Consider the following 23,209-nt stretch of genomic DNA (forward strand, 5'->3'; position numbering starts at 1 on the left):
GGCGGGGCCAGCGACCCCGCCCGGCTCTACCTGCTAGGGGCAGGTGTCGAATCGGTCGTATGTGACCGTTCCCTGGCTGACACCGGTAGCCTCGCTGATCGTGTTCAATCCCAAGGCGTCGCCGTCGGCGGTTACCTCAACGATGAAGTTGTCAATGATGCCCTGGTTGTTCTCGTCAACCGTGATATTGCCCGTCGGGCTGTCCCAGTCGGTTGCCGACAGCGCGGACTGCAGGTCGGCCTGGTCTGCACCAAGATCAGCACCCGTCGCTTCGATGCCCATGAGCAACGGAACGATCGAGTTGTACGGCAGAATCGCGAAGATGCCGGGGCTCGGGAATTCATCCGTGAGAGCCGTGTAGGCGTCTGAGAATTCAACCCAGTTCGGGTTGTCGTACCCAGCACCGGGTACAGGGCCACCCGCGATCATTCCCGCTGCAGCACCGGCAAGGTTCGAGTCGCCCGACAGCGCGGTCGTGTCGACGGCGATCGTTCCACCGACCAGCGGCTTCGCAACTCCTGCAGTCACTGCCTGCGAGAGGAAGCTGGCCGCGTCTGCACCACCGAGTCCCACGTACACAGCGTCAGTCTCGTCGGGAATCGTCGAGATGATCGTGGCGTAGTCGGTCGTTCCTACCGGCACCCAGCTGGTTCCAGTGATCTCGCCACCCGCGTCACAGAACTCTGAGAAGAAGCCACCCGCGTTGTCGTACGGGAACGAGTAGTCCTCCGCGATCAAGTAGATGTTCTCGTAGCCCTTGTCATCGTGCGCGTACGTGCCCACGCCGCCCATCCACATGGCCGAGTCGCCAAAGAATCGGTAGACGTTGGTCGCGCCTTCGAGCGTGAGGCCAACCGGGCTTGCGGCGGAGATCACGAAGGTCTTGTCGGGCACCGTGAGCGCGTACTGAACGACGGCTTCACCCTCGTCACCCGAAACCGGGCCGAAGACGATGTCGACGTCGTCGTTCTCGACAAGCTTTTTGGCCTTGGTCTGCGCTGTGCCGCTGGTTCCGTCGGTTCCTTCGTAGATGAACTCAACTTCGACGTCGCCGACGGTGCCGCCGCTGGAGTCGCCACCATATGCCTGCATGGCGATTTCAATCGCGCGCTCGGTCTCGTCCATTGCGAAGGCGAGCGAGCCCTCGGTGATGCCGAGAACACCGATCGTTAGCGTGCCGTCTCCGGCGTCTCCGCCGCCCGACGAGTCGTCGCTGCCGCCGGAGCACCCCGTGAGAACGAGCGCCGAGGACGCCGCAACGGCCATGGCTCCGAGAAACTTCTTGTTAGGACTGTTTGTCAGCCTCATTGCTGTTTCCTTTCTTGATTGCATGACCTTCTGTGGGAGCAAAGGTCTCTGCTGCAGACGAGGGTTCGTCTGCGACACTGTCGGCTCCTGTACTGGAACCGTGGGTTTTCTTTCGCTTCGACAGGCGGTTTCTCACCTGTTCGGCGATGCCCGCCAGCCCTGCCGGAGCGAAGTAGAGAACGATGATGAAGATGAGTCCGGTGAGCGTGAGGTAGCGCTCGGTGACGTCGCCGGCGAAGTTGTCGAGCAAGGTCAGGAAGATTCCGCCGAGGAATACTCCGCCAAGCGAGCCGATGCCGCCGATCACTGCCACGACCAGGATGTCGAGCGTTGCACCCAGGCTCACGATGTCTGGGTCGACCTGCGAGCGATCAAAGGCCAGAACCACACCGCCCACCGATGCAATGAATCCCGCAAAGGTCACCGCGGCGACTCGGTAGCGAACCACGCTGTAGCCGAGAGCGCTCATGCGCTCCGGGCTGTCTCGAATGCCTTGCAGCGCGTAGCCGAACGGCGTCGATGCCACATACCGGCACAGCAAATAGCAGCCAATCGCCGCCGCCAAGACCGTGTAGTAGAACACGTTCAGATCGCGGAAATCGATGAAGCCCCAGTCGCTGCGTGGAATGGGAGCGAGGCCGCGGCGAGCATTCGTCACTTCGATCGCTTGCGACGCCCACGAGTAGAACACTTGCCCGAGAGCGAGCGTGATCATCAAGAAGTAGATCGCCTTCGTGCGGGCAGCGACAAGGGCGGTCACGAGTCCAGCAAGCGTGCCCGCCAGCAACCCGATCGCGATTGATGCAGTGTCGGACCAACCCAGCGTCACCGCTGCGTAGCCCACACCATAGGCCGCAACTCCGGCCATGGTCATCTGAGCAAGAGAAAGCAGCCCAACATACTTGTTGAGAAAGACCAGACTCATCGCGATGATGCCCAGCCACAGACTCTTGATACCGATGTTCGAGACCCAGAATCGCGGGCGATCTACCAAGAATGGGAAGGCGATCGCCAGAGCGATGACAACAACCCAGAAGATCCACATGTATGAGCGCCGGCGAGACTTTGACGCGCCGGTGAACGTGTCGTTTTGCTGATCGATGGCGGTCATACCTTCCTCCCCATCAGACCCTGAGGCCGCACGGCGAGCACAACCACCATGAGCGCGAAGGTGACTACGAGCGAGTAGGTCGGTATGTAGACCAGCGCAAACTGCGACACCAAGCCGACCAGAACTGATCCGATTGCCGCACCGACAATCGATCCCATACCGCCGACAATCACTACGACAAGCGAGAACAGCAGGTAGGTGCCGTCTTGACCAGGGAGCAGGGGAAACAGCGACCCGCCCACAGTTCCGGCGAACCCGGCCAGTGCTGAGCCGACGACGAAGATGATCGCGAAGACCTTGCCAATCGACACGCCTGTTGCTGCGGTCATCGCGCTGTCATCGACACCAGCCCGCACAATCGAACCGAATCGAGTCTTTTGAATAACCAGCCAGATGGCGATGCCAATGATGATGGCAAGGCCGAGGATCACCAGGCGCAGCAACGGATATGGGCTGGATAGGAACGGCAGGTCAACGCCGACCGAGAGCCATGCCGGCACGGGAACCTGAGTTGCTGTGCCACCGAAGACAGCGAACATCAAGTCCGCCCCCACGATCGACACGCCCAGGGTGATCAAGGCGACGCGCATGTCGTCGTCTTGAAAGCGCTTGATCAGCACCTGGTGGATAAACAGCCCCACCAGACCCACGGCAGCAGCGGCAACGATCGCGCCGAACAGCCAGTTGCCGGTCGCGCGGACCACAACGTAGCCGATGTAGCCACCGAGCAGATAGCTCGTTCCGTGCGCCATTGTGATCACGCGCATCAGGCCGAAGATGAGCGACAGCCCACTCGCGACCAGAAAATATACGGCAGCCAAGGTCAAGCCGTTCAATGCGACTTGCAAGAACTGATCCATCTCACCTCACTTCTTCGTGTGTGTTCAATAGAGGACACGTCTTCGTATTCCTTCTTGTATACAACTATAGATATGTCTTTCCAATAGCGAAATGGCAACGTTTAGATTGCTATTCGCCGAAGAAGACCGATGCGGCCTCGAGCTTTTCGAGAATGCTCACCCGCATGTGCCCAATGTGCTTCGCCACCGCGGGCGGGATCGCATCGGTGTCTCGCGCCACGATCGCCTCGGCGAGCTCCATGTGTTCAGCGGAGCAGCCCACAAGGCGATCCTGAGCGGACGCAGCACGGGTCCAGAATCTTTGAATCCGCCGCCGGGTGTGCTTCACCGTCTCAGAGACGAGCTGGTTTCCGGCCACCTGGTTGACGACCCGGTGAAAGCGCAAGTCAGCATCTGACCATGCCTGCTTATCTCCCGCCGCGGCAGCCTCGATCATGGCTTCGACAGTTTCGATGATGAGCGCTGATACCTCAGCGTCGTGCTCCTGCGCAGCCTTCATGAAGATGTAGGTGTCCAGCACCTGCAAGAGGTCACACGCATCGTTAACCTCGCGCGGCGTCAAAGTCGACACCGAGAAGCGAGCGTTGTCGGTGCGCTTGACCAATCCCTCGGTTTCAAGCCGTTGCAGCGCTTCACGCACCGGGGTGCGAGAGAGGCCGAGATGGGTCGCAATGCGATTCTCTGACAGTGGCGCACCAGAGGCCAGCCGGAAGGCGGTGATTTCCGCGAGCAGCCAGTCATAGGCCACATTCACTCGTGACGCAGAATCTGCTATCGACATCGCGTCCACCGCCTTCCCACTGTTCAACATTCTCTGATCACATCGTACGGTCGATAAATTCGCGCGTGTGCACGTTGACATCGACCTTCTGCAGCTCGATGATGCCCCGCGCGACGTGCTCGCTGTACCGGCGGAAAGCCTCTTCGCCCTTCTCAGCAGTGGCTCGCATCGGGTTTCCGATGATGCCGTTCTCGACGAATTCATGGTGATCCATCGGGAAGGTGAAGTACTGATAACCCTCAAACTCCGTGTCGGGCATACCGTCGTTCTTCTTGAATGCCTCCGGCAAGAATGCCGGCGTGTGAGCTCGAGTGTCGACCGCGCGCTCCATACGGACCAAATCCGGATTCCACGCAAGATCTTGTGAGGTTTCCAGTTCGCTGGAGTGCCAACCGGGGGTTTCCTCGGGTGGGTTCTCCATCAGACCCGCGAGAATGCCTTCATAGCGCTCCATAAAGGGCTTCACGAATGAAATCAGCGCGCCGGTCTCATAGCGAAGCTTGCGCAGCACCGGGTCTACGACCTTGGTGTTCGAACCATGGCCATTGATGAAGATGATGCGGCTGAAGCCGTGATGAATCAGGCTGCGGGCCACGTCATTCATGAGGTTGAGTAACGTGCTCGCACGAAGCGTGATCGTGCCGCGGCCTTGGCCCACCCCGTACATGTGCTGTGGCGAATAGCCTGCCCAGAGCGGGGGCGTGTGAAGCACACCGATCTGCTCCGAGATGCGGTTGGTGATCTCAACCGCAGTGATCGTGTCGGTATAGAGCGGAAGGTGGGGGCCGTGCTGCTCAGTGCTCGCCATCGGCACCAGGATCGTGTCTTTCGTCTTGAGGTACTCCTCGATGTCGACGTAAGACAGGTCTGCCAGGTTCCACGAGCGGAACTTGTCGCGGAAGTCCTGGTCACCTTCCGTGAGGTGCGGAACGCGACGTTCTGGACGTTCGGTCATGACTGCTGCTCCTTTGTATAGAGGGCGTGAAACGCATCTGCCGCCAGGCGGCCAAGCGCGGGGTCGTTGGAGTGAAGAGGCACAGTTTCTACCTCGATGTCGGGGCGGAGGTCATTGCGCACGGCGTCGAGGAAGCGCGCGTCGGCGTCTGGATCCCAGAAGACCCCGTCGGGTGTGCTGGGAATCGACAGGCCTTCAGTGGGCACTATCACTCGCACGGCTGCGGTGGACTCGTTGAGGCGCTCGGCGAAGATGGCACCCACTTGGGCCATCTCGTCAGCCGACGTGCGCATCAACGTGTACTCGGGATTGTGCTCGTAGAGGGGGCGATCGCGGTGCCGCTCGGGGATCGCGTCTGCGGCGAACACCGAGAAGTCAACGCACGCGGGCAAGACCACCTGGGGCACGCCCGCGCGTCCGACGCGGCGCAGCCGATCCGGACCCGCATCGTGAATACCGCCGGTGAGATGGTCGACGATCTCATTTGTCGTGTAATCGATCACTCCGATCAGATGGCCAGCTTCAGCGAGCTGCTCCATCGAGCGCCCCCCGACGCCGCTGGAGTGAAACACAACACCTTCGTAGCCCAGCTCGGCGAGCCGATCCTTGGCCGCGCCCACCGCCGTCGTGGTGTTGCCGAGCATCGTCATTCCGACGCACTTCGATGCAGACTTCGGCGCCGGCAGCGCATGCCCGTGCTGAAGCATGCCGGCCATAGCGGCGGCCGCGTTGTCGAACACGGTGGTCGCAATTGCGTTGAGGCCGAGGATGTCAATGACGGAGTGCATAACGAGCACATCGGTCGTGCCGACGTAGGGACCGAATTCGTGTCTTCCTGAGGCCGTCGGAGCTATCACGATTTTCGGAACGCCAATCGGCAGCGTGTGCAGGGCCGCGGCCCCCATGACGACCCCCACACCCCCCACCGCGATGCCGCCGGCGATCTCTCCCCGCGCCCAAAGCTGCGCCACATAGTCGATTACAAACTGACGCATCAGTCCGACAGCATCGCCCCGAGTACCCGCGTGCTGCAGTTGCTCGAGGGTGATGCCGCCGAACCGGGCGAGGTCGCTGTGCGACACATCGGGAGTGATCCCCACAGGTTCGCCCAGAATGCCAGTGTCGATAACGACGGACGGCACATCAAGGTCAGCGAGGCGGTCGCGCAGATAGGCGACCTCGGGACCCTTCGTATCGAGGGTCGCGATCAAGGCGACGGGGAGGTTCACAGGGATGCTCCGTTGCAGGGTGAACGAACAGGGGATTACTGCGTGAGAGGCAACAGGGTTTCGGAGTTGACCTTCACGAGCCAGTCGTAGTACTCCTCGGTGAGGATCGAGGATCCGTGATCGATGATGAACTTGAGCTGCTCTTCATCGATCTCGAGACCTTCGAAGTTGGTCTCCAGTGCGTTCGGATATTTGTTGGCAGGCGTGCGGTCAACCGGTGCAACGAACTCGGCGGTGAGGGCACCGTCGTAGCCCACCTCACGCAGCACGCTGACGAACTGGTTCCAGTCGTAGTCGCCATAGCCAGCGGGCATGCGGTTGTTCTCAGCGACGTGGACGTCTACGAGCTTGTCACCGACCAGACGGATCGCGTCGTAGAGATTCTCTTCTTCGATGTTGATGTGGAAAGCATCCAGCACGACACCGAGGTTGGGACCGACCGCATCGCACAACGCAAGCGCCTGCTCAGCGCGAGTAATGAGGTACGACTCGAAGCGGTTCAGCGGCTCGACGCCCACCTTCACGCCCTTTGACTCCGCGAATTCGTAGATCTCCTTTGTGCCCTCAACCAGCCACTGCCATTCGTTCTCGGGCGTCGAGTCGGGCACCACCTTGCCGACGGTCCCCGGCACATAGGTGAGAATCTGGCCATCCATGTCGTGAACCATCTGAATGCAGTCCTTGACGTACTGCACGCTCGAGGCCCGCATGGCTTCATCAGCTGACTGCATGTTGCGCTTGTCGACCATGAGAGTCACGGCGCCCCAGCACTCGAGACCATAGTGGTCCAGCAGCCCGCGCACGTGCTTTGCATCGTACTTTTCGGGCTCACCACTGATCTCGATGCTCTTGTAGCCGTACTTGGCCAGGCGAGCAATCGTGGTTTCGATCGGCTCTTGGCGCATCCAGTTGTGCATTGACAGGTGCATCTATCTCTCCTTTGAGTGTGTTGGTGTTGATGCTGGTCTGCTGGTCGGGTCTCAGCGTCGAGGGGGTCCGAATCCTAGTTTTCCGGGATTCATGATTCCGTCAGGATCCCAGGCGTCTTTTTGCGCCTTCAGCAATCGGAATCCTTCTCCGTACTGCTTGTGCATAAAGCGTCCGAGCTTGATGCCGACACCGTGGTGGTCGTTCAACACGGCACCGTGCTCAATGCCGGTGAGAATGCCAGCGTCCCACAGCCGGTCGTGCAAGCTCATCGCTTCTGCTGGATCGGTCGGCGGCTCGTCGACGTAGAACCGGTCGTAGAGCATCGCACCCCAGTCGTACCAGTGCGAGAGGTGGGCGGTATAGCGAGCGCCATACTCGGCGAACTCCTCTTCGATGACCTTCTTCTTGGCCCGGTAGATGTTGGGGATGTCCGCGAAGCGTGCGACCTGGTCGAAGGTGCCATACATCAGCGGCGGCTGCGGCAGCTTGCCCTTTGCATAGGGCTCGTACTTGCCTTCCCACCAGATTCGACCGACGTCGGGGCCCTGCGAAGTGCCACCAGCGCTCTCGACGAGGGCCGTGATCGCCTTGGTCTCATAATCGACCAGCTCTTGGGCGCCGTCGCACATGATGACCATAAGCGTGCCCGTGAAGGGCGTGCCGACCCAGTCCTTGAGCTTCACGCTGTCTGCCTCGTCATACAGGCGGATGACGGCCGGCCGGAGGCGGTTTGTCATGATGCGACGACCGGCCTCGATGCCGGCGAAGATGTCGGGAAAGCTAAATGACAAGAAGCCGCGAGCTTCAGGAAGCGGGTCGACGCGAAGGGTTGCTTCCGTGATGACGCCGAGCGTTCCTTCAGAACCGACGAAACTCTGCAGCAGGTCAGGGCCTGCCGCATGGCTGGGTACGCGAAGAGTCGTGACGGTCTTGCCTGGTGGGACAACAGCCTTCACCTGAACGACCTGGTCTTCGGCCTTGCCGTACTTGGTCGACACAACACCCGATCCACGGGCGGCGATGAACCCGCCGATCGTCGCCCCGAGGTGGTACGACCCCGGGTAGTGCGCGAGCGTGAGGTTGCGCTTGTTGAGTTCGTCCTCGAGCGTGGGGCCGTCGATGCCGGCACCGACCGTCACCAGAAGGCTCTCTTCGTCGACATCGATGATCTCGTCGAGCGCCGTGAGATCCAATGAGATGCCCCCGTAAACGGCGAGGGTCCCACCCTGCGTGCCGGAGCCACCACCGCGTGGCACCACCGGCAGCCGATACTCAGAGGCGATGCGCACAACCTCTTCGACCTGCGCTTGCGTCGTGGGTCGAACGGCAATGTCGGCTGAGGGAAGCTGTAGATCGGAGTACTGAATGTACTTCGAGGTCCACGACCAGTCGGCTGCTTGCGCCTGGAGTTCACCTGCGTCCGTCGTTACTCGATCGCGCCCGATTGCTGCTTCTAGCTCGCGCACAATGTGTCCCTGCAGGAACGCGCTTCCGCTCACTCGTGCGGCGGCTGACTGATCCGTCACCTCAACTCCTTCGTCTGACGTGTCGGTGATTCTTCAATGAATCTACCTTGTATCCCTACTTGTATACAACGTAGAACACAGCGATGTATAGCGCAACCCTCGAAGCGAAGATCGACGTGAGTACCGGTGAGGAACTGGTTAGGAGCGTCCTAAGCGATGGCTGATCTGGGCCGTCGTTTCTGCGAGGCTTAGATAGTCTTCAAACCGAGATCCATAAAGTTCCCGCTGTTCAGGATCAGGTTTCACAGTGCGCGACGCTCGACCTCGTGCCACGTGCGCAGCATCGATCAACGTAGGCAGCCCACCCGCGCCGACAGCGGCGACCAATGCCGCACCCACCGAGGAATCGCATTCCGAAAGCACTGAAACATCCCGATCGAGCACGTCAGCTACGATCCGCGGCCAGACCGCACTGCGCGCACCCCCACCGATCAGCGCAACTGCGGGCGGCAACGGCGCTGAGTACAGCCCCGCTGCATCCCGAAGCGAGAAAGCGACGCCCTCCATCACCGCACGCGCAAAGTGTGGCCATGAATGATGCGCGCTGATGCCTGCAAACGTGGCTCGAAGCGCGGGATCAAACCGTGGCGAGCGCTCGCCGTTGAGGTATGGCGTGAACAGCAAGCCGTCAGCACCGGGTGCCGTCTCGGCAACCTTGCGGTCGATTTCTGCGAAATCAACCGCACCTTCGGCTACCAACATGCTCTCGCCCAGCCACCGCAATGACGCCGCCGCAGCGCTGGTCGCACTGTTCCAATAGAAGACGCCGGGAACGACGTGCTCGTAGCAAAGAACGCGCTTGTCTGTCGGGCGGCTATCGGCCACGATCGCGACGTTGCCAGCCGTGGCAATCTTGATCGCCACGTCGCCATGCTCGGCGAGGCCAGCTGCCAGTAGCTCGGCGGCAGTGTCTGTCGTGCCAACGGTGATCGAGACGCTCTGAAGACCCCAGCGGGTGGCAAGTTCCGGCGCGAGCGTACCCGTCACTGCGGTCGACTCCCGCACCTCTGGCATGGCGCTCATGGGCAGACCCGCCCGCGCAACCAGTGTGGGGTCCCACTCATGAGTGTGTACGTCGAAGAGCAATGCGCCTTGAGCATCGACACGGTCGGTGCAAAAAGGCGATGCGGCAGAGAAATGGGAACGCACCCAGTCCTTCATGAACCAAAGCTGCTGGGTTGCGTCGATCGCCTCGGGTTCGTTCTCTGCGACCCATCGCAACTGCGCGAGCGTCCACGTAGGCGTGGGCGTACTGTCGGTGACAGCTGCGATGTGCGCACCCTCGGTGCGCCGAAGTTCTTCGGCCTGCGCTGCGCTTCGCTGGTCATTCCACATGATGGCGGGGCGCACCGGCGCCCCATCCCCACCCACCAGCACGGCAACGTGCGTCGGCGCCGAGAAAGAGATGGCCGCCACCACTGCCCGTTGCGGCTCTGTAAGCAATCCGAAGACGTCGTCACACGCGGCGAAAGCCGCCGCTACCCAATCGGCGGGATGTTGCTCGACCCACCCTGGGTGCGGGTGATAGCTGCGATACGTCGCGTGCCCTTCGGCGACAACACGCGCGGCGGCGTCGATGACCGAGACTTTGCAACCACTCGTGCCGATATCGATGCCCACGTAGAGCTGCGATTCACCTGCCATCTGCATCCACTCAGTCCCTGTGATCGTTGAGCACTACCGTCCGGTCTCCCAAGGTAGGCGATGACCGAGCACCGTTCACGCTTCGCATTCGTCGATCTCATCTGGTCCTCTCACCGCCGATGCCCGCGACGCCCCCGAAGACAGGGCAGAATCGATGCATGACTGTCGTGCCTGATTCCTCGTTGACCGACCACGCCTGCCTGATCGTTCATGGCGCGGATCGCCCGGGGATCGTAGCCGCGGTTTCTGCGCTGATCACGCGAAACCAGGGCAACATCGTGGCGTTCGACCAGTACTCCGATGACCCGGTCGGAGGGGCGTACTTTCAGCGCGTGGTTTTTCACCGTGCGGGCTTGTCAGCGGCACTGGGAGCAATCGAAGCCGATCTTGAACGCACCATCGGTGGCGAGTTCGGCCTCGAATGGACGATCACCGACCAAGCATCACCGAAACGCATGGCGATTCTGGCTTCAAAACAAGACCACTGTCTACTCGACCTGCTGTGGCGCCATCGCCGGGGCGATCTGCCGGTAAGCATCCCCATGGTGATCTCGAATCACCCGAATGCCGCCGACGACGTGCATTCGTTTGGCGTGCCGTTCTTTCACGTACCGTCGGTGCCGGGACCCGATAAGTCAGAGTCCGAAGCCAAAATTGTCGAACTGCTGCGTGGCAACGTCGATTTCATCGTCCTCGCGCGTTACATGCAGATTCTCTCGCCGAGTTTCCTGGAACAGGTCGGCGTGCCGGTGATCAACATCCATCATTCGTTCCTGCCCGCTTTCATTGGCGCCGAGCCTTATAAGAAGGCGAAAGAGCGGGGCGTGAAACTCATCGGCGCAACCTCGCACTACGTCACCAGTGAGCTCGATGAAGGGCCGATCATCGAGCAAGACACGGTTCGAGTCGCGCATGGCGATACCGCTTCTGAACTCGCCCGACGCGGCGCCGACGTCGAGCGGCAGGTGCTTTCGCGAGCGGTGCTGTGGCACGCCCAAGACCGCGTGATTCGCCACGGCAATCACACGATCGTCTTCTGAGGCCGTAGCGGACGCAGCGGCCGCACCCGCGAAGCTGCGGCCGCTGCGCCGTCGAATAGGGTGGGCTCATGCCCTCGCAACGTCGCGCATCGGATGTGTCATGGTCGAGCTATCGCGACTCAATCGGCGATCGCTCCGGACTGTTCGAGGGACTCGTCGATCGGTGGCCGGTTGATTGCGCCCTCTATCTGGGCAGCTACGTCGACCTGTCACCGTCGGTCGCTATCGCAGCCGTGACCTATGTCGATGTTGATCGTCGTGCTGCCCGCTTCTTCGCGGACGCGCAACGCGTCGCTGCCGACCTGCAAGGGCGAGCGCGCCCTGGAGCAGCCACAGAGGTGAAATTCCTCGACGCAGACTTCACGGCTCCGCTCGCCGTTGCGGCGCGAAGTGTCGACCTGATCATTTCGCTTTTCACAGGTCCATGCTGGGACGAGTGCGAACGCTACCTGCGCGCGGGCGGTCTGTTTCTGGCGAATGCGAGCCATGGCGATGCCAGCCTCGCAGCACTCGATGCCCGGCTGACGCTCGTTGCGGCAGCAACCCATCGCGACGGCGTCTACCGGTGGAACACTCACGATCTCGACAGATACCTGGTGCCCAAGAAGCCTGCGGCTGCCACCGCCGAAGCGATTCGGGCAGCCGGCCGCGGCATCGCCTACACCCGACCCGCATTCGCCTACCTGTTTCGATACGAGCCCGAACCCGCACCGGCGGGCGAATCCGCCTAGCACCGGCACCCGGCTAGCACCGGCACCCGCCTAGTGCACATACTCCATCAGCTCGACGCCGAGCGCACGAAACGCGTCGTGTGCCCGCATGCGGTGCAGAATCGAGAGATCGTCGAAGCACACAATCATGGCGTATGACACCCCGGCGCGCGGACCGGCGAGCACTCCCGCTTCAGCACGGATGCCCGAATCCCGCCCGGTTTTGTTGATGAAGAGCAACCCGTGCTCGTCGTTTTCGTGAGAGAAGGGGTCAAGGCCGGTGGAGGACGCAACGAGTGAAAGATCGTGATTCAAGCTCAACCATTCAGCGACCTGCGCGCTGACGCCGGGCGAAACCGCCTTCGAGTTCACCAGCGCGGCGAACATCTCCGACAGTTCGCGCGAAGACGCAAGGGCGAAGTGGGGCGCGTCATCTGGACCTCGCTGATCGCGGAACTGATCAAGCAGTGCTGAGCGCTCCATTCCCAATTGCTCAATGCGAGCACGCACCGCGGGTAGACCCACTCGCTCAAGAAGCACGTTCGCGGCGAGAGCGTCGCCCGTGGCAGCGGTCAACACGGCAAGGTCGATCAGTGGCAGTGCCGGTGCTTTGAGGTGCTGCCACACACCAGAAACCGCTACCGGCGCTACTGCCGAACGATCAACGATTTCGAGCGGGTCGAGGGTGCCCGCCTCGAACGCAGTCGCCACCTCAATCAGTAGTGGCACGACACCGAGCCCGGCGACGGGCAGGGTGAGAAAGTCGTCTCCCGCGAGCACCGTGGTGCCGCGATCGAGATCGGTGATGCGCACCGAGACCTGCGCACCAGAGGTGGCGAGGTCGTCGAGCGCTTTGAGCGTCGACGTGAATGAACGTCGACCGATGGCCGCTCGACGCGGCACGCGCAGATTGCTGCTTCGGCGCGACCCCCGTAGCGAGTCAGCGTCCCGTTGGTGTTCTGGGGACGTGCCCAACTGGGCTTCCTTCCGATTTTGGCGGAACATGAGTGGGGCTACCTGGGTGCAGCTGTGCGGGCGGGTGCCGCACACGATCACCAAATCGTGACGCGCTCATCCTTGTCGAGCCAAAGTGCGTCGGTTTCGGTCACATCGAATGCGTCGTAGAACGCGTCGATGTTGCGAACAATCTGGTTGCAGCGGAATTCATTGGGCGAATGCGGGTCAATGGTCAGCAGTCTGATTGTCTCAGCATCCCGACCCTTCTGTTGCCATACTTGGCCCCAGCTCAGCAGCAGTCGCTGCACACCCGTGTATCCATCGATAACGGGCGCTTCGGCGCCATCGAGTGAGAGCTCATAGGCCTTCAACGCGATGCCCAAACCGCCGAGATCACCGATGTTCTCACCGATCGTGAGCGACCCGTTGACCTTGTTCTCTTCGGGAAGGCCCGCCGGGGTGAGCTCGTCGTACTGGGCGATGAGATTCTTGGTGCGCACTTCGAACGCGGCACGATCATCGTCGGTCCACCAGTCGCGCAGCGAACCGTCGCCGTCAAAGCGGCTGCCCTGGTCGTCAAAACCGTGCCCGATCTCATGCCCGATGACTGCTCCGATTCCGCCGTAGTTGGCGGCATCGTCGCGGTCCACGTCGAAGAACGGGTACTGCAGAATGGCCGCCGGAAAAACGATCTCGTTCATCAGCGGGTTGTAGTACGCATTGACCGTCTGCGGGGTCATGAACCACTCGTCACGATCGATCGGCTGGCCAACTTTCTCGAGTTGGCGGTCATGCTCCCAGATGTGCGAACGTCGCACGTTGCCGACCAGGTCGGTCGCGTCGATCTCGAGGCTCGAGTAGTCCTTCCACTTGGTGGGGAACCCGATCTTCGGTGTAAACGCCTCGAGCTTGGCGAGCGCACGCTCGCGCGTTTCAGGCGTCATCCATTCGAGCTCGCTTATCGACTGGCGATACGCCGCGACTAGGTTCTCGACGAGCCCGTCCATCGCTGTTTTCGCCGCTGGTGGAAAGTGGCGCTGCACGTACACCTTGCCGATGGCCTCACCCAGGGCCGCCTCGGTGAGGCTGACGCCGCGCTTCCAGCGCTCGCGGTTGACCGGCACTCCGGTGAGCTGAGTTCCATAGAACGAGAAGTTCTCGGCGACGAATTCGTCTGACAGGAACGCGGCGGCACCGTGAACGATCGAGAAGCGCAGCCACGCCTTCCAGTCTTCGAGCCGTTCCTCGGTGAGCAAGGTGCCAAGTCCCTCGATGAAGCTCGGCTGATAGATGTTGACCTCGTCGAACGCGCGGGCGTGATCGCGGGCGATCCCCTCAAGCCAGGGTGTGAGGTCTACCCCGATAAGCGCTTGCACTTCGGCCCAGGGCATGAGGTTGTAGGTTGCCATGGCATCACGGCTCTTGACGTTGTCCCAGTGGTGGGTCGCGATCTCGGTTTCTAGAGCGACGATGCGGTCGGCGTTGGCGGCGGCATCCGCGACTCCAGCAAGATCAAGCAGCTTCTCTACGTGCGCGCGGAACGCGATGCGCGCTTCGCCGAAGTTCTCAAGCCGGTAGTAGCTCTCGTCGGGAAGCGACAGACCCGACTGCACGAAGAACGGCACATAGCGCTCGGGGTTTCCTGGGTCTGGCTCGATGTAGAGCGAGATCATGCCGCCGACACCATCGCGCTCGAGTTCGCCGACAGTGCGCAGCAGCGACGGCACAGAATCGATTTTCTCTACGCGCGCGAGCGAGTCGGCCAGCGGCGCGGCCCCGAGTTCGGCAATGCGGGCGGTGTCCATGAAGCTGGAGTAGAGATCACCGATCTTGCGCGTCTCAGTACCGGGCTCAGCCTGCTGCGACTCTTCGATGATGGCGTGAACATGCTTCTCTGCCTGCTCAGCGATGAGGTGGAAAGAGCCCCAGCGCGCCTTGTCTTCGGGAATTTCCGTGCGGTCTAGCCAGGCACCGTTGACGTGACGGAACAGGTCATCTTGTGGGCGAATCTCAGCGCTCAGCTCTTCGAGCACGAGACCAGATTGGGGGGCGTCGGTCATGGCAACAACAATAAGACCCGAACCTTTGGATTAGGTCAGCGTAGGCAACAACGACGTGATCGTTAGGCGAGTCTTCATCAGCTCGTGCCGTTGCCGGCAGCAGGTTCTCGGCATTTGAATCCGGATGCTGCGTCTGCCGGCGACCGTAGGCTGTGAACGTGACTACGCCCCCCAACACGCTGAACCGCGATATTCTGCGACTCGCTGTTCCCGCGCTGGGGGCACTGATCGCCGAACCGCTCTTCCTGATCGTGGATTCGGCACTTGTCGGCCACTTGGGGGTAGTTCCGCTCGCGGGCTTGGGCATCGCCTCGGCTGTGCTTCAGACGATCGTCGGGTTGATGGTGTTTCTCGCCTACTCGACAACCCCGGCCGTCGCCCGACGCCTCGGTGCCGGCAACTCGTCAAAGGCGGTGTCGGTCGGCATCGATGGCATGTGGCTGGCGCTCGGCATGGGCGCGGTGCTCGCAGTCGCCGGCTACCTTCTCACCCCGTGGCTCGTCAGCCTCTTCGGCGCGAGCGACGCGGTGGCCGCGCAGGCCGCGACCTATCTGGGTCTGTCGATGTGGGGGCTACCGGCGATGCTCATCGTCTTCGCCGCAACGGGTCTGCTGCGCGGCATGCAAGACACCGTTACCCCGCTGTGGATCGCTGGCATCGGATTCGGCGCGAACGCGCTGTTGAACTGGCTGTTCATCTATGGATTCGGGTGGGGAATTGCTGGCGCGGCCGTGGGCACTGTCGTGGCGCAGTGGGGCATGGTCGGCGCCTATGTGATCGTCATCGGGCGCATGGCGCGGCGACACGCAGCATCCATTCGTCCTGGACGCGACGGCGTGAGCAGCTCGGCTCGAATCGGCGGATGGCTGTTCCTTCGCACGGTGTCGCTGCGCTTTGCACTGCTAGCGACCGTTGGGGTTGCCGCGGGACTCGGCACCGCCGAACTGGCGGGTTGGCAGGTAGCGTTCACCATCTTCTCGACCGCTGCCTTCGCGCTCGATGCCCTAGCGATTGCCGCTCAAGCGCTGATCGGCAAGAGCTTGGGGGCCGAAGACTCCGCAACCGTCAAGAGAGTGCTCGGCCGCACAGTTGCGTGGGGCGCGTGGTTCGGCGTGATCGTGGGCGCAATCATTGGCGCCTGCTCCGGTGTGATCGGGCTGCTGTTCACGGGCTCAGCCGAGGTCGCCGCTCTCGTGCAACCGGCGTTGATCGTGCTCGCGGTCGCCCAGCCCGTCTGCGGCATCGTCTTCGTGCTTGACGGGGTGCTCATCGGCGCCGGAGACGCGAGGTACCTTGCGTGGGTGGGTGTGCTGAATCTCGCACCGTTCTTGCCCGCACTCGTGTTGGTAGCGGCGCTGGCGCCGACGGGAGCGGCGGGTCTCGCCTGGCTGTCGGCGGCCTTCTTCGGGGTGTACATGCTGGCACGGCTGGTCACGCTCGGCTGGCGCGTTCGGGGCTCTGAGTGGATGACCGCTGGCGCATAGCGACCTGAGCCCAGCGACCTAGGCCCAGCGACGGCACCATTCATACATCACGACCGCGCCAGCCGCACTCGCGTTGATCGAGCGGGTGGAGCCGTATTGAGTGATTTCAATGACTCCGGATGCTGCGGCGATAGCCTCGGCAGAGAGCCCCGGTCCTTCCTGGCCGAAGAGCAGCACGCACTGCTCGGGCAGTTCTGCTTTGTCAACCGGGACTGAGCCTTCGACGTTGTCGATCGCGAGTATCGGGAGGGCTTCAGCATCTGCCCACCGTTTGAATGAGGCGATGTCTTCGTGGTGGCGCACGTGTTGGTAGCGGTCGGTGACCATCGCGCCGCGGCGGTTCCAGCGCCGCCTGCCGATGATGTGCACTTCATTCGCGAGAAAAGCGTTGGCACTGCGCACGATCGAGCCGATGTTCATGTCGTGCTGCCAGTTCTCGATCGCCACGTGGAACGGGTGGCGATGCTGGTCAAGGTCAGCGACGATCGCGTCCATGCTCCAGTAGCGGTACCGGTCGATCACGTTCCGCGAGTCGCCTTGAGCGAGCAGGTCGCGGTCAAAGCGCGGGTCGTCTGGCCACTCATCTTGGCCGCCGGGCCAAGGCCCGACGCCGTGTGGCAGCTGCGGCTCGGCGGCAACAACGTGTACCGCGGAGGAATCGTGCTCTGCGGAGGCATCCTGTTCCGCGGAGGCATCGCGCTCTGCCGGACCGGTGGGATCTGCGGGTTCTGTCACCGGCTCAGGCTACCCGTGTTGGGGCGGGGACCCATCGACCACGGTATGAGCGCACGGCGTTGAGTTGCACTTTTCGGCGACCCGAAACATGGCGTACAGTTTCGGTGTGCCGAAAGATCTGCCGAAGAACGTCTCGTACGCCGGGGGCGCCCCTCGTGCTCGCGCTGCCAAGCCTCCTCGCACTGCGAAGACTCCTCGCACTGCCTGGCTGATCGGGCCAGCGCTCGTAGCAGGTGTCGCGTACCTCGACCCTGGCAACGTCGCCAGCAACATGACCGCTGGTGCGAAATATGGCTACCTGCTGGTCTGGGTGGTCGTTCTGGGCAACGTCATGGCGTGGCTGATTCAGTACCTGTCGGCCAAGCTCGGCATCGTCACAGGGCAGAGCCTGCCCGAAGCGCTCGGCCACCGCATGAAGAACCGCTGGGCTCGGCGCGCCTACTGGTTGCAGGCCGAACTGGTCGCCATGGCGACCGATATTGCCGAAGTGATCGGCGGCGCAGTCGCATTGAACCTGCTGTTCAACATTCCGCTGGTGTGGGGTGGCGTCATCACGGGCGCCGTGTCGATCGTGCTGCTCATGGTGCAAACTCGCCGAGGCGCGCGCAGTTTCGAGTTCGTGGTGATCGGTCTCATCGCGATCATCGCTATCGGATTCACCTTTGGCGTGTTCGTCGCCCCACCCGATGCGGCCGGAGTTGCCGCGGGCCTGGTGCCGCGCTTCGAAGACACCGGCAGTGTGCTGCTAGCAGCGTCCATCCTCGGGGCGACGATCATGCCGCACGCGATCTATGCGCACTCCGCTCTTTCTCGTGACCGCTTCGCGCCGCCGAAACCGCACCCGAACTCGCCCGAACCACTCGCGAACGACGGCGCCCACGGCACGTCCACCTCGCTTGCGACCCTTCGTGGCATCTCAACCGCGCGCCTCCTGAGCGCGACACGATGGGACGTCACCATCGCCATGGCGATAGCAGGAACCGTCAACCTCTGCATCCTGCTGCTCGCCGCCGCAAATCTCGCCGGCGTTCCCGGCACCGACACGCTCGAAGGTGCCTACGCGGCGCTCTACACCGGCATCGGCCCAGTTGTTGCCACCCTGTTCGCGGTGGGACTGCTAGCTAGCGGGCTGGCAAGCACGTCCGTCGGCGCATATGCCGGTGCCGAAATCATGAACGGCCTGCTGAAGATACGCATACCGCTCATCGCCCGACGACTGGTCACCCTCATTCCGGCCCTCGCCATTCTGGCCATAGGCGTAGACCCGACCCTGGCGCTCGTGCTCAGCCAGGTGGTGCTCTCGTTCGGAATTCCGTTCGCGCTCGTGCCGCTTGTCGCGCTCACCGCCCAGCGCAATCTGCTCGGCGCATTTCGCAACCGCATCATCACGACGATCGCCGGGATCGCAGCATCCCTCTTTCTCATCGCGCTCAATGCGGTGCTGCTCTGGTTGCTGTTCACCGGGGCGTAGGGCGCGGCCAAGCGAGACACCTCTCGAACGATTGTCGGCATACCGACCTGGCAGATGAGGTCGGTATGTCGTCGCGCACCGCTATGATCCTGACATCGAAGGCGCATAGATCGGGGGGCCGATGCAGTCCGACGAATCGCTCTCAGTCGACAGCATCTTGGACAGCTTCGTCTCAGACTTTCAGTTGCTGCGCCTTGAATCTGGCGAGCTCAGCTACACGCAGATCGCAGACCAGGTGTGCAAGCTGCGCGAGAGCCGCGGCGTGAGCCCTGCCACCGCATACGTCGGCCGTTCTACCGTGTACGACGCCTTTCGGCGGGGGCGCAGGCGCATCAACCCCGCGCTCGTCGCCGACATTGCGACAGTGCTGGGCGAAAGCCCCGAGCGCGCCGAATGGTGGCGCCGCTACTGCATCCAAGCTCGAAATGGCGACCCTTCACTGAAAGCGGCCGCGCCTGAGCAGGCCGTGGTGGCGGCTTCCGATGACGGCGCGCAGCTCTCGCCGCAACTGACACCGTCCACCTCGCTCGCCGCCGCTGCTGCGCCCGCCGCCGCCGCTGCGCCCGTGGCAGCTCGTGGCGGCAAGCCCGCTCGCGGCGCCGCCGACCGCCGCCGCATCATCGCGACGCTGCTCATCGTCATGCTGAGCGTGGCCGCCAATATGGCTGGCTCCGAAACTGCCGTTGCGCTCTCGTTGCCGATATATCTCGACATGATCGGCACCGCCGTCGCAGCCATCACCCTCGGACCGTGGTGGGGCGTGCTCGTCGCCGTTTCTACCCATGGACTGTTCGCGGTGATTGACGCGTCTGCCGATGGCCTGCCGTTCATGCTCGTCAACATGACTGGCGCACTGCTGTGGGGGTACGGTGTGCGCGCGTGGCGCCTGGATCGCACGCCACTTCACTTCTTTGGCCTGACGCTTGCGGTAGCGCTGGCCTGCACCCTCGTGGCGACACCCGTGATCGTGTTCGTTTTCGGTGGAGCATCCACCAACGTCGGCGCTCAAGCAATCGCAGAGAACATCGCCATAGTTGGCGCTCAGGCGGTGGGCACGGTGTTCTCGTCAAACATCATCACCTCAGTACTAGACAAGCTGGTTGCGGGTTTCATCGCGTTGGTCGTCGCCCCCGCGTTGATTCGGCGCTACTTCTCAGCGCAACCCCGGTCAATGGCGCCGGTACCCTGATTGCGTGCCCTCTGCTGCGATCGATGACTATCTGAAGGCGATCTATCACCACACTGAGTGGCAGGACGCCCGCATCACGCCCTCCCAGCTTGCAAACGTGCTCGGCCTTGCGCCCTCAAGCGTCACCGAGATGGTGTTGAAGCTCGCTGCACAAGGGCTCGTCACCCATCGGCCCTATGGTCCGATCGCGCTCACCGATGCGGGCAATGAGCGCGCCGCGACAATGGTGCGCCGGCATCGCCTGATTGAGTCCTGGCTCGTGCAGGAGTTCGGCTACGGGTGGGACGAAGTGCATGAAGAAGCCGAAGAGCTGGAACACACAATCAGTGATCGGCTGCTAGAGGGCATCGACGAACGCCTCGGGCGACCCCGGTTCGATCCTCACGGCGACGCGATCCCCGATGCCGACGGCCATGTCGAGCGCGAACCGTTTGTGCTTCTTGCGCTCGCAGCGCCCGGGCACAGCGGTCGCGTCTTGCGGGTCAGCGACCGCGATGCCGATATCTTGCGCGTCGCCGAGGAGGCCGGTCTGACGGTGGGTGCCGAAGTCTTGGTGATGGATGCTGACACTCTCGTGATCGACAACACGACGATCGCGATGCCTGCCGAGACGATCGAAGCCGTCTGGTTGAGCGCCTCGGCCTAGCAGCTGTTCAGCGCGACGGCAGCGGTTGCATCGCCAGCCCGCAGCGCGACGTTCAGGCCCCTGCTGCCTGCGCGAACGGCCACTGCACGCCGGTCACCTCTTCGCTGACCTGCCAGATGCGTTCGGCAACGTCGAGCGATCGCGTGATCTTGGAGGACTTCTGCAGCTTGGGCACGCCCCGCATCGTGGACTTCGGACCCCAGTACTCGCCACCGCTGATGTCAGGGTCGACGAGAGCCCTCACCAGTGGCCAGGCACCGTGCTCTTTTGACTGGGTCATCGGAGCCTGCAGGTTGTCGAAGAATCGAGCGCTTCGCGAAGGTTCGTTCACTCCGGTGATGCCCGGTGTGCGGCCACTCACCGAATAGCCGGGATGAGCGATAACGCTGGTCACGTCGACGTCCGCCGCACGAAGTCGGCGATCGGCCTCGTAGCCAAGCACCGTTGTTGCGATCTTCGACTGCACGTAGGCGCGCCAGCCGGAGTAATTGCTCACCAGCTGGGGATCGACAGGGTCGTACTGTGAGATCGACGTCGACATACTGCCGAGCCAGACCATGCGACCTGACGCCGCAGCCAGCGGCAGCAACAGCGAGCCGGCGAGCGCGTAGTGTCCGAGTGCGTTCGTGGCGAACACCATCTCGTTGCCGTCGAGCGTCACCTCGCGCTTTTTCGGGGGGTGCACCATGCCGGCGTTCAGCAGCAGTCCGTCTAGGGGGCCGCGCCCGCGCACACTGGCAGCAGCGGAACGCACCGAACCGAAGTTCGAAGTGTCAAGAATCAAGGTTTCGGTCGCGTCTGGCTCAGCATTCGGAACTCTTCGACGGATCGCCGCGCGGGCAGCTGAGATGCGCTTCGGATTTCGGCCCGACATGATCACTCTGGCCCCGGCTCGAACCAGCTGCTCAGAGGAGAAGTATCCGAGTCCGGCGTTCGCGCCCGTGACGAGATACACCTTGCCTGTCAGATCAGGGAGGTGCTCTGGGTTCCAGGTCGTACTCGCCATCAGTACGACGATAGGCCCCTTTCGGGCCTAGGCTGGCCCATATGCGGACCCGAGCCGATATTGAATGCTGGTTGACCGACATGGACGGCGTGCTTGTGCACGAAAACCGTCCCATCCCCGGCGCTGCCGAGTTGCTTGAAGAGTGGAGCACACAGGGCACCCCGTTTCTTGTGCTCACAAACAACTCGATCTTCACCCCGCGCGATCTCAGCGCTCGGCTGCGCGCATCGGGGTTGATCGTTCCTGAAGAGGCGATCTGGACTTCTGCCCTGGCCACAGCTGACTTTCTCAAGTCGCAGACGCCCGGCGGCACAGCGTTCGTGATCGGCGAAGCTGGCCTGACGACGGCTCTGCACGAGGCGGGTTTCATCATGACTGAGACGGAACCCGACTATGTCGTGGTCGGCGAAACTCGCAACTATTCATTCGAAGCGATTACCAAGGCGATCAGATTGATCGGCGCTGGTGCCCGATTCATCGCTACCAATCCAGATGCGACGGGTCCGTCTGCTGACGGCGTGTTGCCCGCCACCGGAGCGATTTCTGCGCTGGTCACCAAGGCGACGGGCATGGATCCCTACGTTGTTGGCAAGCCGAATCCGATGATGTTTCGCTCCGCACTCAACCGCATCGGAGCGCACTCCGAGAACACAGGCATGATCGGTGATCGTATGGACACCGACATCGTCGCGGGCATCGAGGCAGGCCTTCACACGGTGCTGGTGTTGACGGGCATCTCGAACGATGCCGAGATCAACCGCTACCCTTTCCGTCCCGACGAGGTGCTCCACTCCGTGGCCGACCTGCTCTCAGATGAGCCTGTCGAGAGCGAAGACGTCAGCATTCTCTGAACGACTGCCCGCGCCCGGATAGGCTCGTTGGCATGGGCGCACTAGACGAGGGCGAACGCATTCTCGTTCCGGATGCCGATTCCTGGCGGTCGTGGCTGGAAGCACACCATCGCGCGTCGAAAGGTGTGTGGTTGGTGCGCGCCCGTGCGGGATTCGCTCTTGAAGCGGTCGGCTATGAGGACGCCGTGCGCCAGGCCCTCTGCTTCGGCTGGATCGACGGCCCGACGCGCTCCTTCGACGAACGAAGCGGAGGCCTGTGGTTCTCACCGCGACGACCTAACGGCGGGTGGGCAGCAACAAACAAGGCGCGGCTGATCGTGCTCGAAGAACAAGGTCTCATGACGGAAGCCGGTTGGAAAGCGATCGCGGTCGCCAAGGCGAATGGTTCATGGGAGGTGCTCGACGGCCCTGAAGCGGGAATCGAACCAGAGGCATTCGCGCGGGCATTGGATGCTGCTCCCGCCGCGCGCGCCAACTGGGATGCCTTCCCCCAGTCCATCAAGAAACTAGGACTCAGCCAGATCGCGCTCGCGAAGCGCGAAGAGACGAAGTCTGCCCGCATCACCAAGATCGTGGCGGACGCCGCGCAAGGAAAGCGACCATCATGACCGAGCTTGAACAGAATCTGATCTTTGCCACCAGCGCCATCGTCTTGCTGGGTACGCTGACCGTGTTCATCTGGCAATGGTGGCGCGGCCGCGATCGCGACTGAGCGC

General features: G+C 62.3%; 21 protein-coding genes. 8 read left to right on the forward strand and 13 right to left on the reverse strand.

Translation table 11 applies throughout. From position 1 onward, the window contains the following. Positions 1–33: 33 nt before the first annotated feature. The 9 genes from SJY18_RS08070 to SJY18_RS08110 all read right to left on the reverse strand — a co-directional run bounded on the left by SJY18_RS08070 (position 34) and on the right by SJY18_RS08110 (position 10,344). Entirely contained in the window at positions 34–1,308 is a 1,275-nt protein-coding gene (locus tag SJY18_RS08070) for an ABC transporter substrate-binding protein (protein ID WP_396667186.1), read from the reverse strand. Further along, positions 1,286–2,419 (reverse strand): branched-chain amino acid ABC transporter permease, encoded by a 1,134-nt coding sequence (locus SJY18_RS08075; RefSeq protein WP_396667187.1) that lies wholly within the window; start codon positions 2,417–2,419, stop codon positions 1,286–1,288. The genes SJY18_RS08070 and SJY18_RS08075 overlap by 23 nt, the downstream gene beginning before the upstream one ends. Then, complete coding sequence (locus SJY18_RS08080) at positions 2,416–3,279, reverse strand: branched-chain amino acid ABC transporter permease (protein ID WP_396667188.1); 864 nt, start codon at positions 3,277–3,279, stop codon at positions 2,416–2,418. The genes SJY18_RS08075 and SJY18_RS08080 overlap by 4 nt, the downstream gene beginning before the upstream one ends. 109 nt (positions 3,280–3,388) lie before the next feature. Further along, positions 3,389–4,060: a GntR family transcriptional regulator gene (locus SJY18_RS08085; RefSeq protein ID WP_396667189.1), complete on the reverse strand. Its 672-nt coding sequence runs from the start codon at positions 4,058–4,060 to the stop codon at positions 3,389–3,391. 37 nt (positions 4,061–4,097) lie between these two features. Continuing rightward, entirely contained in the window at positions 4,098–5,015 is a 918-nt protein-coding gene (locus SJY18_RS08090; RefSeq protein ID WP_396667190.1) for a creatininase family protein, read from the reverse strand. Further along, positions 5,012–6,244, reverse strand: coding sequence for a Tm-1-like ATP-binding domain-containing protein (locus SJY18_RS08095; protein WP_396667191.1), 1,233 nt, complete (start codon positions 6,242–6,244; stop codon positions 5,012–5,014). Before SJY18_RS08095 ends, SJY18_RS08090 begins: the two co-directional genes overlap by 4 nt. Positions 6,245–6,279: 35 nt before the next feature. Continuing rightward, entirely contained in the window at positions 6,280–7,173 is an 894-nt protein-coding gene (locus SJY18_RS08100; RefSeq protein ID WP_396667192.1) for a sugar phosphate isomerase/epimerase family protein, read from the reverse strand. Positions 7,174–7,224: 51 nt separating this feature from the next. After that, positions 7,225–8,700 (reverse strand): FAD-binding oxidoreductase, encoded by a 1,476-nt coding sequence (locus tag SJY18_RS08105; RefSeq protein ID WP_396667193.1) that lies wholly within the window; start codon positions 8,698–8,700, stop codon positions 7,225–7,227. A 138-nt stretch (positions 8,701–8,838) separates the two neighbouring features. Further along, positions 8,839–10,344 carry a xylulokinase gene (locus tag SJY18_RS08110; protein WP_396667194.1) on the reverse strand — a complete coding sequence of 502 codons (1,506 nt, stop codon included), beginning with the start codon at positions 10,342–10,344 and terminating at the stop codon, positions 8,839–8,841. A gap of 158 nt (positions 10,345–10,502) precedes the next feature. On the opposite strand from SJY18_RS08110, the gene purU reads away from it, so the two are divergent. Both purU and SJY18_RS08120 read left to right on the forward strand, forming a co-directional pair. Next, positions 10,503–11,384, forward strand: a complete 882-nt coding sequence (gene purU, locus SJY18_RS08115; RefSeq protein ID WP_396667195.1) for a formyltetrahydrofolate deformylase — start codon at positions 10,503–10,505, stop codon at positions 11,382–11,384. Between the two features lie 68 nt (positions 11,385–11,452). After that, entirely contained in the window at positions 11,453–12,115 is a 663-nt protein-coding gene (locus tag SJY18_RS08120; protein WP_396667196.1) for a hypothetical protein, read from the forward strand. Positions 12,116–12,145: 30 nt separating this feature from the next. Here the strand turns inward: SJY18_RS08120 and SJY18_RS08125 are convergent, their stop codons facing one another. Then, on the reverse strand, positions 12,146–13,099 hold the full coding sequence (locus SJY18_RS08125; RefSeq protein ID WP_396667197.1) for a serine hydrolase: 954 nt from the start codon (positions 13,097–13,099) through the stop codon (positions 12,146–12,148). A 47-nt stretch (positions 13,100–13,146) separates the two neighbouring features. Continuing rightward, a complete protein-coding gene (locus SJY18_RS08130; protein ID WP_396667198.1) occupies positions 13,147–15,111 on the reverse strand; it encodes a M13 family metallopeptidase in 1,965 nt (654 codons plus the stop codon). 158 nt (positions 15,112–15,269) lie between these two features. Here SJY18_RS08130 and SJY18_RS08135 point away from each other — a divergent pair, with 158 nt between their 5' ends. Next, positions 15,270–16,595 (forward strand): MATE family efflux transporter, encoded by a 1,326-nt coding sequence (locus SJY18_RS08135; RefSeq protein WP_396667199.1) that lies wholly within the window; start codon positions 15,270–15,272, stop codon positions 16,593–16,595. A gap of 18 nt (positions 16,596–16,613) precedes the next feature. On the opposite strand, the gene SJY18_RS08140 is transcribed toward SJY18_RS08135, so the two are convergent. After that, positions 16,614–17,216: an RNA methyltransferase gene (locus SJY18_RS08140; RefSeq protein WP_337337627.1), complete on the reverse strand. Its 603-nt coding sequence runs from the start codon at positions 17,214–17,216 to the stop codon at positions 16,614–16,616. Between the two features lie 322 nt (positions 17,217–17,538). Here SJY18_RS08140 and SJY18_RS08145 point away from each other — a divergent pair, with 322 nt between their 5' ends. The 3 genes from SJY18_RS08145 to SJY18_RS08155 all read left to right on the forward strand — a co-directional run bounded on the left by SJY18_RS08145 (position 17,539) and on the right by SJY18_RS08155 (position 20,636). Beyond that, positions 17,539–18,801 (forward strand): Nramp family divalent metal transporter, encoded by a 1,263-nt coding sequence (locus SJY18_RS08145; protein WP_396668898.1) that lies wholly within the window; start codon positions 17,539–17,541, stop codon positions 18,799–18,801. Between the two features lie 121 nt (positions 18,802–18,922). Then, a complete protein-coding gene (locus SJY18_RS08150) occupies positions 18,923–19,990 on the forward strand; it encodes a hypothetical protein (protein ID WP_396667200.1) in 1,068 nt (355 codons plus the stop codon). A gap of 4 nt (positions 19,991–19,994) precedes the next feature. Beyond that, positions 19,995–20,636 (forward strand): metal-dependent transcriptional regulator, encoded by a 642-nt coding sequence (locus tag SJY18_RS08155; RefSeq protein WP_337336551.1) that lies wholly within the window; start codon positions 19,995–19,997, stop codon positions 20,634–20,636. A gap of 52 nt (positions 20,637–20,688) precedes the next feature. Here the strand turns inward: SJY18_RS08155 and SJY18_RS08160 are convergent, their stop codons facing one another. Further along, positions 20,689–21,642 carry an SDR family NAD(P)-dependent oxidoreductase gene (locus tag SJY18_RS08160; RefSeq protein ID WP_396667201.1) on the reverse strand — a complete coding sequence of 318 codons (954 nt, stop codon included), beginning with the start codon at positions 21,640–21,642 and terminating at the stop codon, positions 20,689–20,691. Positions 21,643–21,683: 41 nt separating this feature from the next. Between SJY18_RS08160 and SJY18_RS08165 the strand changes: the two genes are divergently transcribed. Both SJY18_RS08165 and SJY18_RS08170 read left to right on the forward strand, forming a co-directional pair. Continuing rightward, complete coding sequence (locus SJY18_RS08165) at positions 21,684–22,493, forward strand: HAD-IIA family hydrolase (RefSeq protein WP_337336553.1); 810 nt, start codon at positions 21,684–21,686, stop codon at positions 22,491–22,493. 32 nt (positions 22,494–22,525) lie between these two features. Continuing rightward, the gene (locus tag SJY18_RS08170; RefSeq protein ID WP_396667202.1) at positions 22,526–23,101 is read left to right on the forward strand and encodes a YdeI family protein; all 576 of its coding nucleotides are present in this window, start codon (positions 22,526–22,528) and stop codon (positions 23,099–23,101) included. Positions 23,102–23,209: the final 108 nt, after the last annotated feature.

This window comes from Microbacterium sp. R86528 (assembly GCF_044596335.1).
Classification (GTDB): domain Bacteria; phylum Actinomycetota; class Actinomycetes; order Actinomycetales; family Microbacteriaceae; genus Microbacterium; species Microbacterium marmarense.

Excerpts from the sequence above, each read along its gene's own strand:
- SJY18_RS08090 (WP_396667190.1), bottom strand. The coding sequence starts at position 5,015 with ATGACCGAACGTCCAGAACGTCGCGTTCCGCACCTCACGGAAGGTGAC.
- SJY18_RS08150 (WP_396667200.1), top strand. The coding sequence starts at position 18,923 with ATGCAGTCCGACGAATCGCTCTCAGTCGACAGCATCTTGGACAGCTTC.
- SJY18_RS08120 (WP_396667196.1), top strand. The coding sequence starts at position 11,453 with ATGCCCTCGCAACGTCGCGCATCGGATGTGTCATGGTCGAGCTATCGC.
- SJY18_RS08100 (WP_396667192.1), bottom strand. The coding sequence starts at position 7,173 with ATGCACCTGTCAATGCACAACTGGATGCGCCAAGAGCCGATCGAAACC.
- SJY18_RS08070 (WP_396667186.1), bottom strand. The coding sequence starts at position 1,308 with ATGAGGCTGACAAACAGTCCTAACAAGAAGTTTCTCGGAGCCATGGCC.
- SJY18_RS08075 (WP_396667187.1), bottom strand. The coding sequence starts at position 2,419 with ATGACCGCCATCGATCAGCAAAACGACACGTTCACCGGCGCGTCAAAG.
- SJY18_RS08110 (WP_396667194.1), bottom strand. The coding sequence starts at position 10,344 with ATGGCAGGTGAATCGCAGCTCTACGTGGGCATCGATATCGGCACGAGT.
- SJY18_RS08170 (WP_396667202.1), top strand. The coding sequence starts at position 22,526 with ATGGGCGCACTAGACGAGGGCGAACGCATTCTCGTTCCGGATGCCGAT.
- SJY18_RS08080 (WP_396667188.1), bottom strand. The coding sequence starts at position 3,279 with ATGGATCAGTTCTTGCAAGTCGCATTGAACGGCTTGACCTTGGCTGCC.
- SJY18_RS08085 (WP_396667189.1), bottom strand. The coding sequence starts at position 4,060 with ATGTCGATAGCAGATTCTGCGTCACGAGTGAATGTGGCCTATGACTGG.
- SJY18_RS08130 (WP_396667198.1), bottom strand. The coding sequence starts at position 15,111 with ATGACCGACGCCCCCCAATCTGGTCTCGTGCTCGAAGAGCTGAGCGCT.
- SJY18_RS08160 (WP_396667201.1), bottom strand. The coding sequence starts at position 21,642 with ATGGCGAGTACGACCTGGAACCCAGAGCACCTCCCTGATCTGACAGGC.
- purU (WP_396667195.1), top strand. The coding sequence starts at position 10,503 with ATGACTGTCGTGCCTGATTCCTCGTTGACCGACCACGCCTGCCTGATC.
- SJY18_RS08165 (WP_337336553.1), top strand. The coding sequence starts at position 21,684 with ATGCGGACCCGAGCCGATATTGAATGCTGGTTGACCGACATGGACGGC.
- SJY18_RS08125 (WP_396667197.1), bottom strand. The coding sequence starts at position 13,099 with ATGTTCCGCCAAAATCGGAAGGAAGCCCAGTTGGGCACGTCCCCAGAA.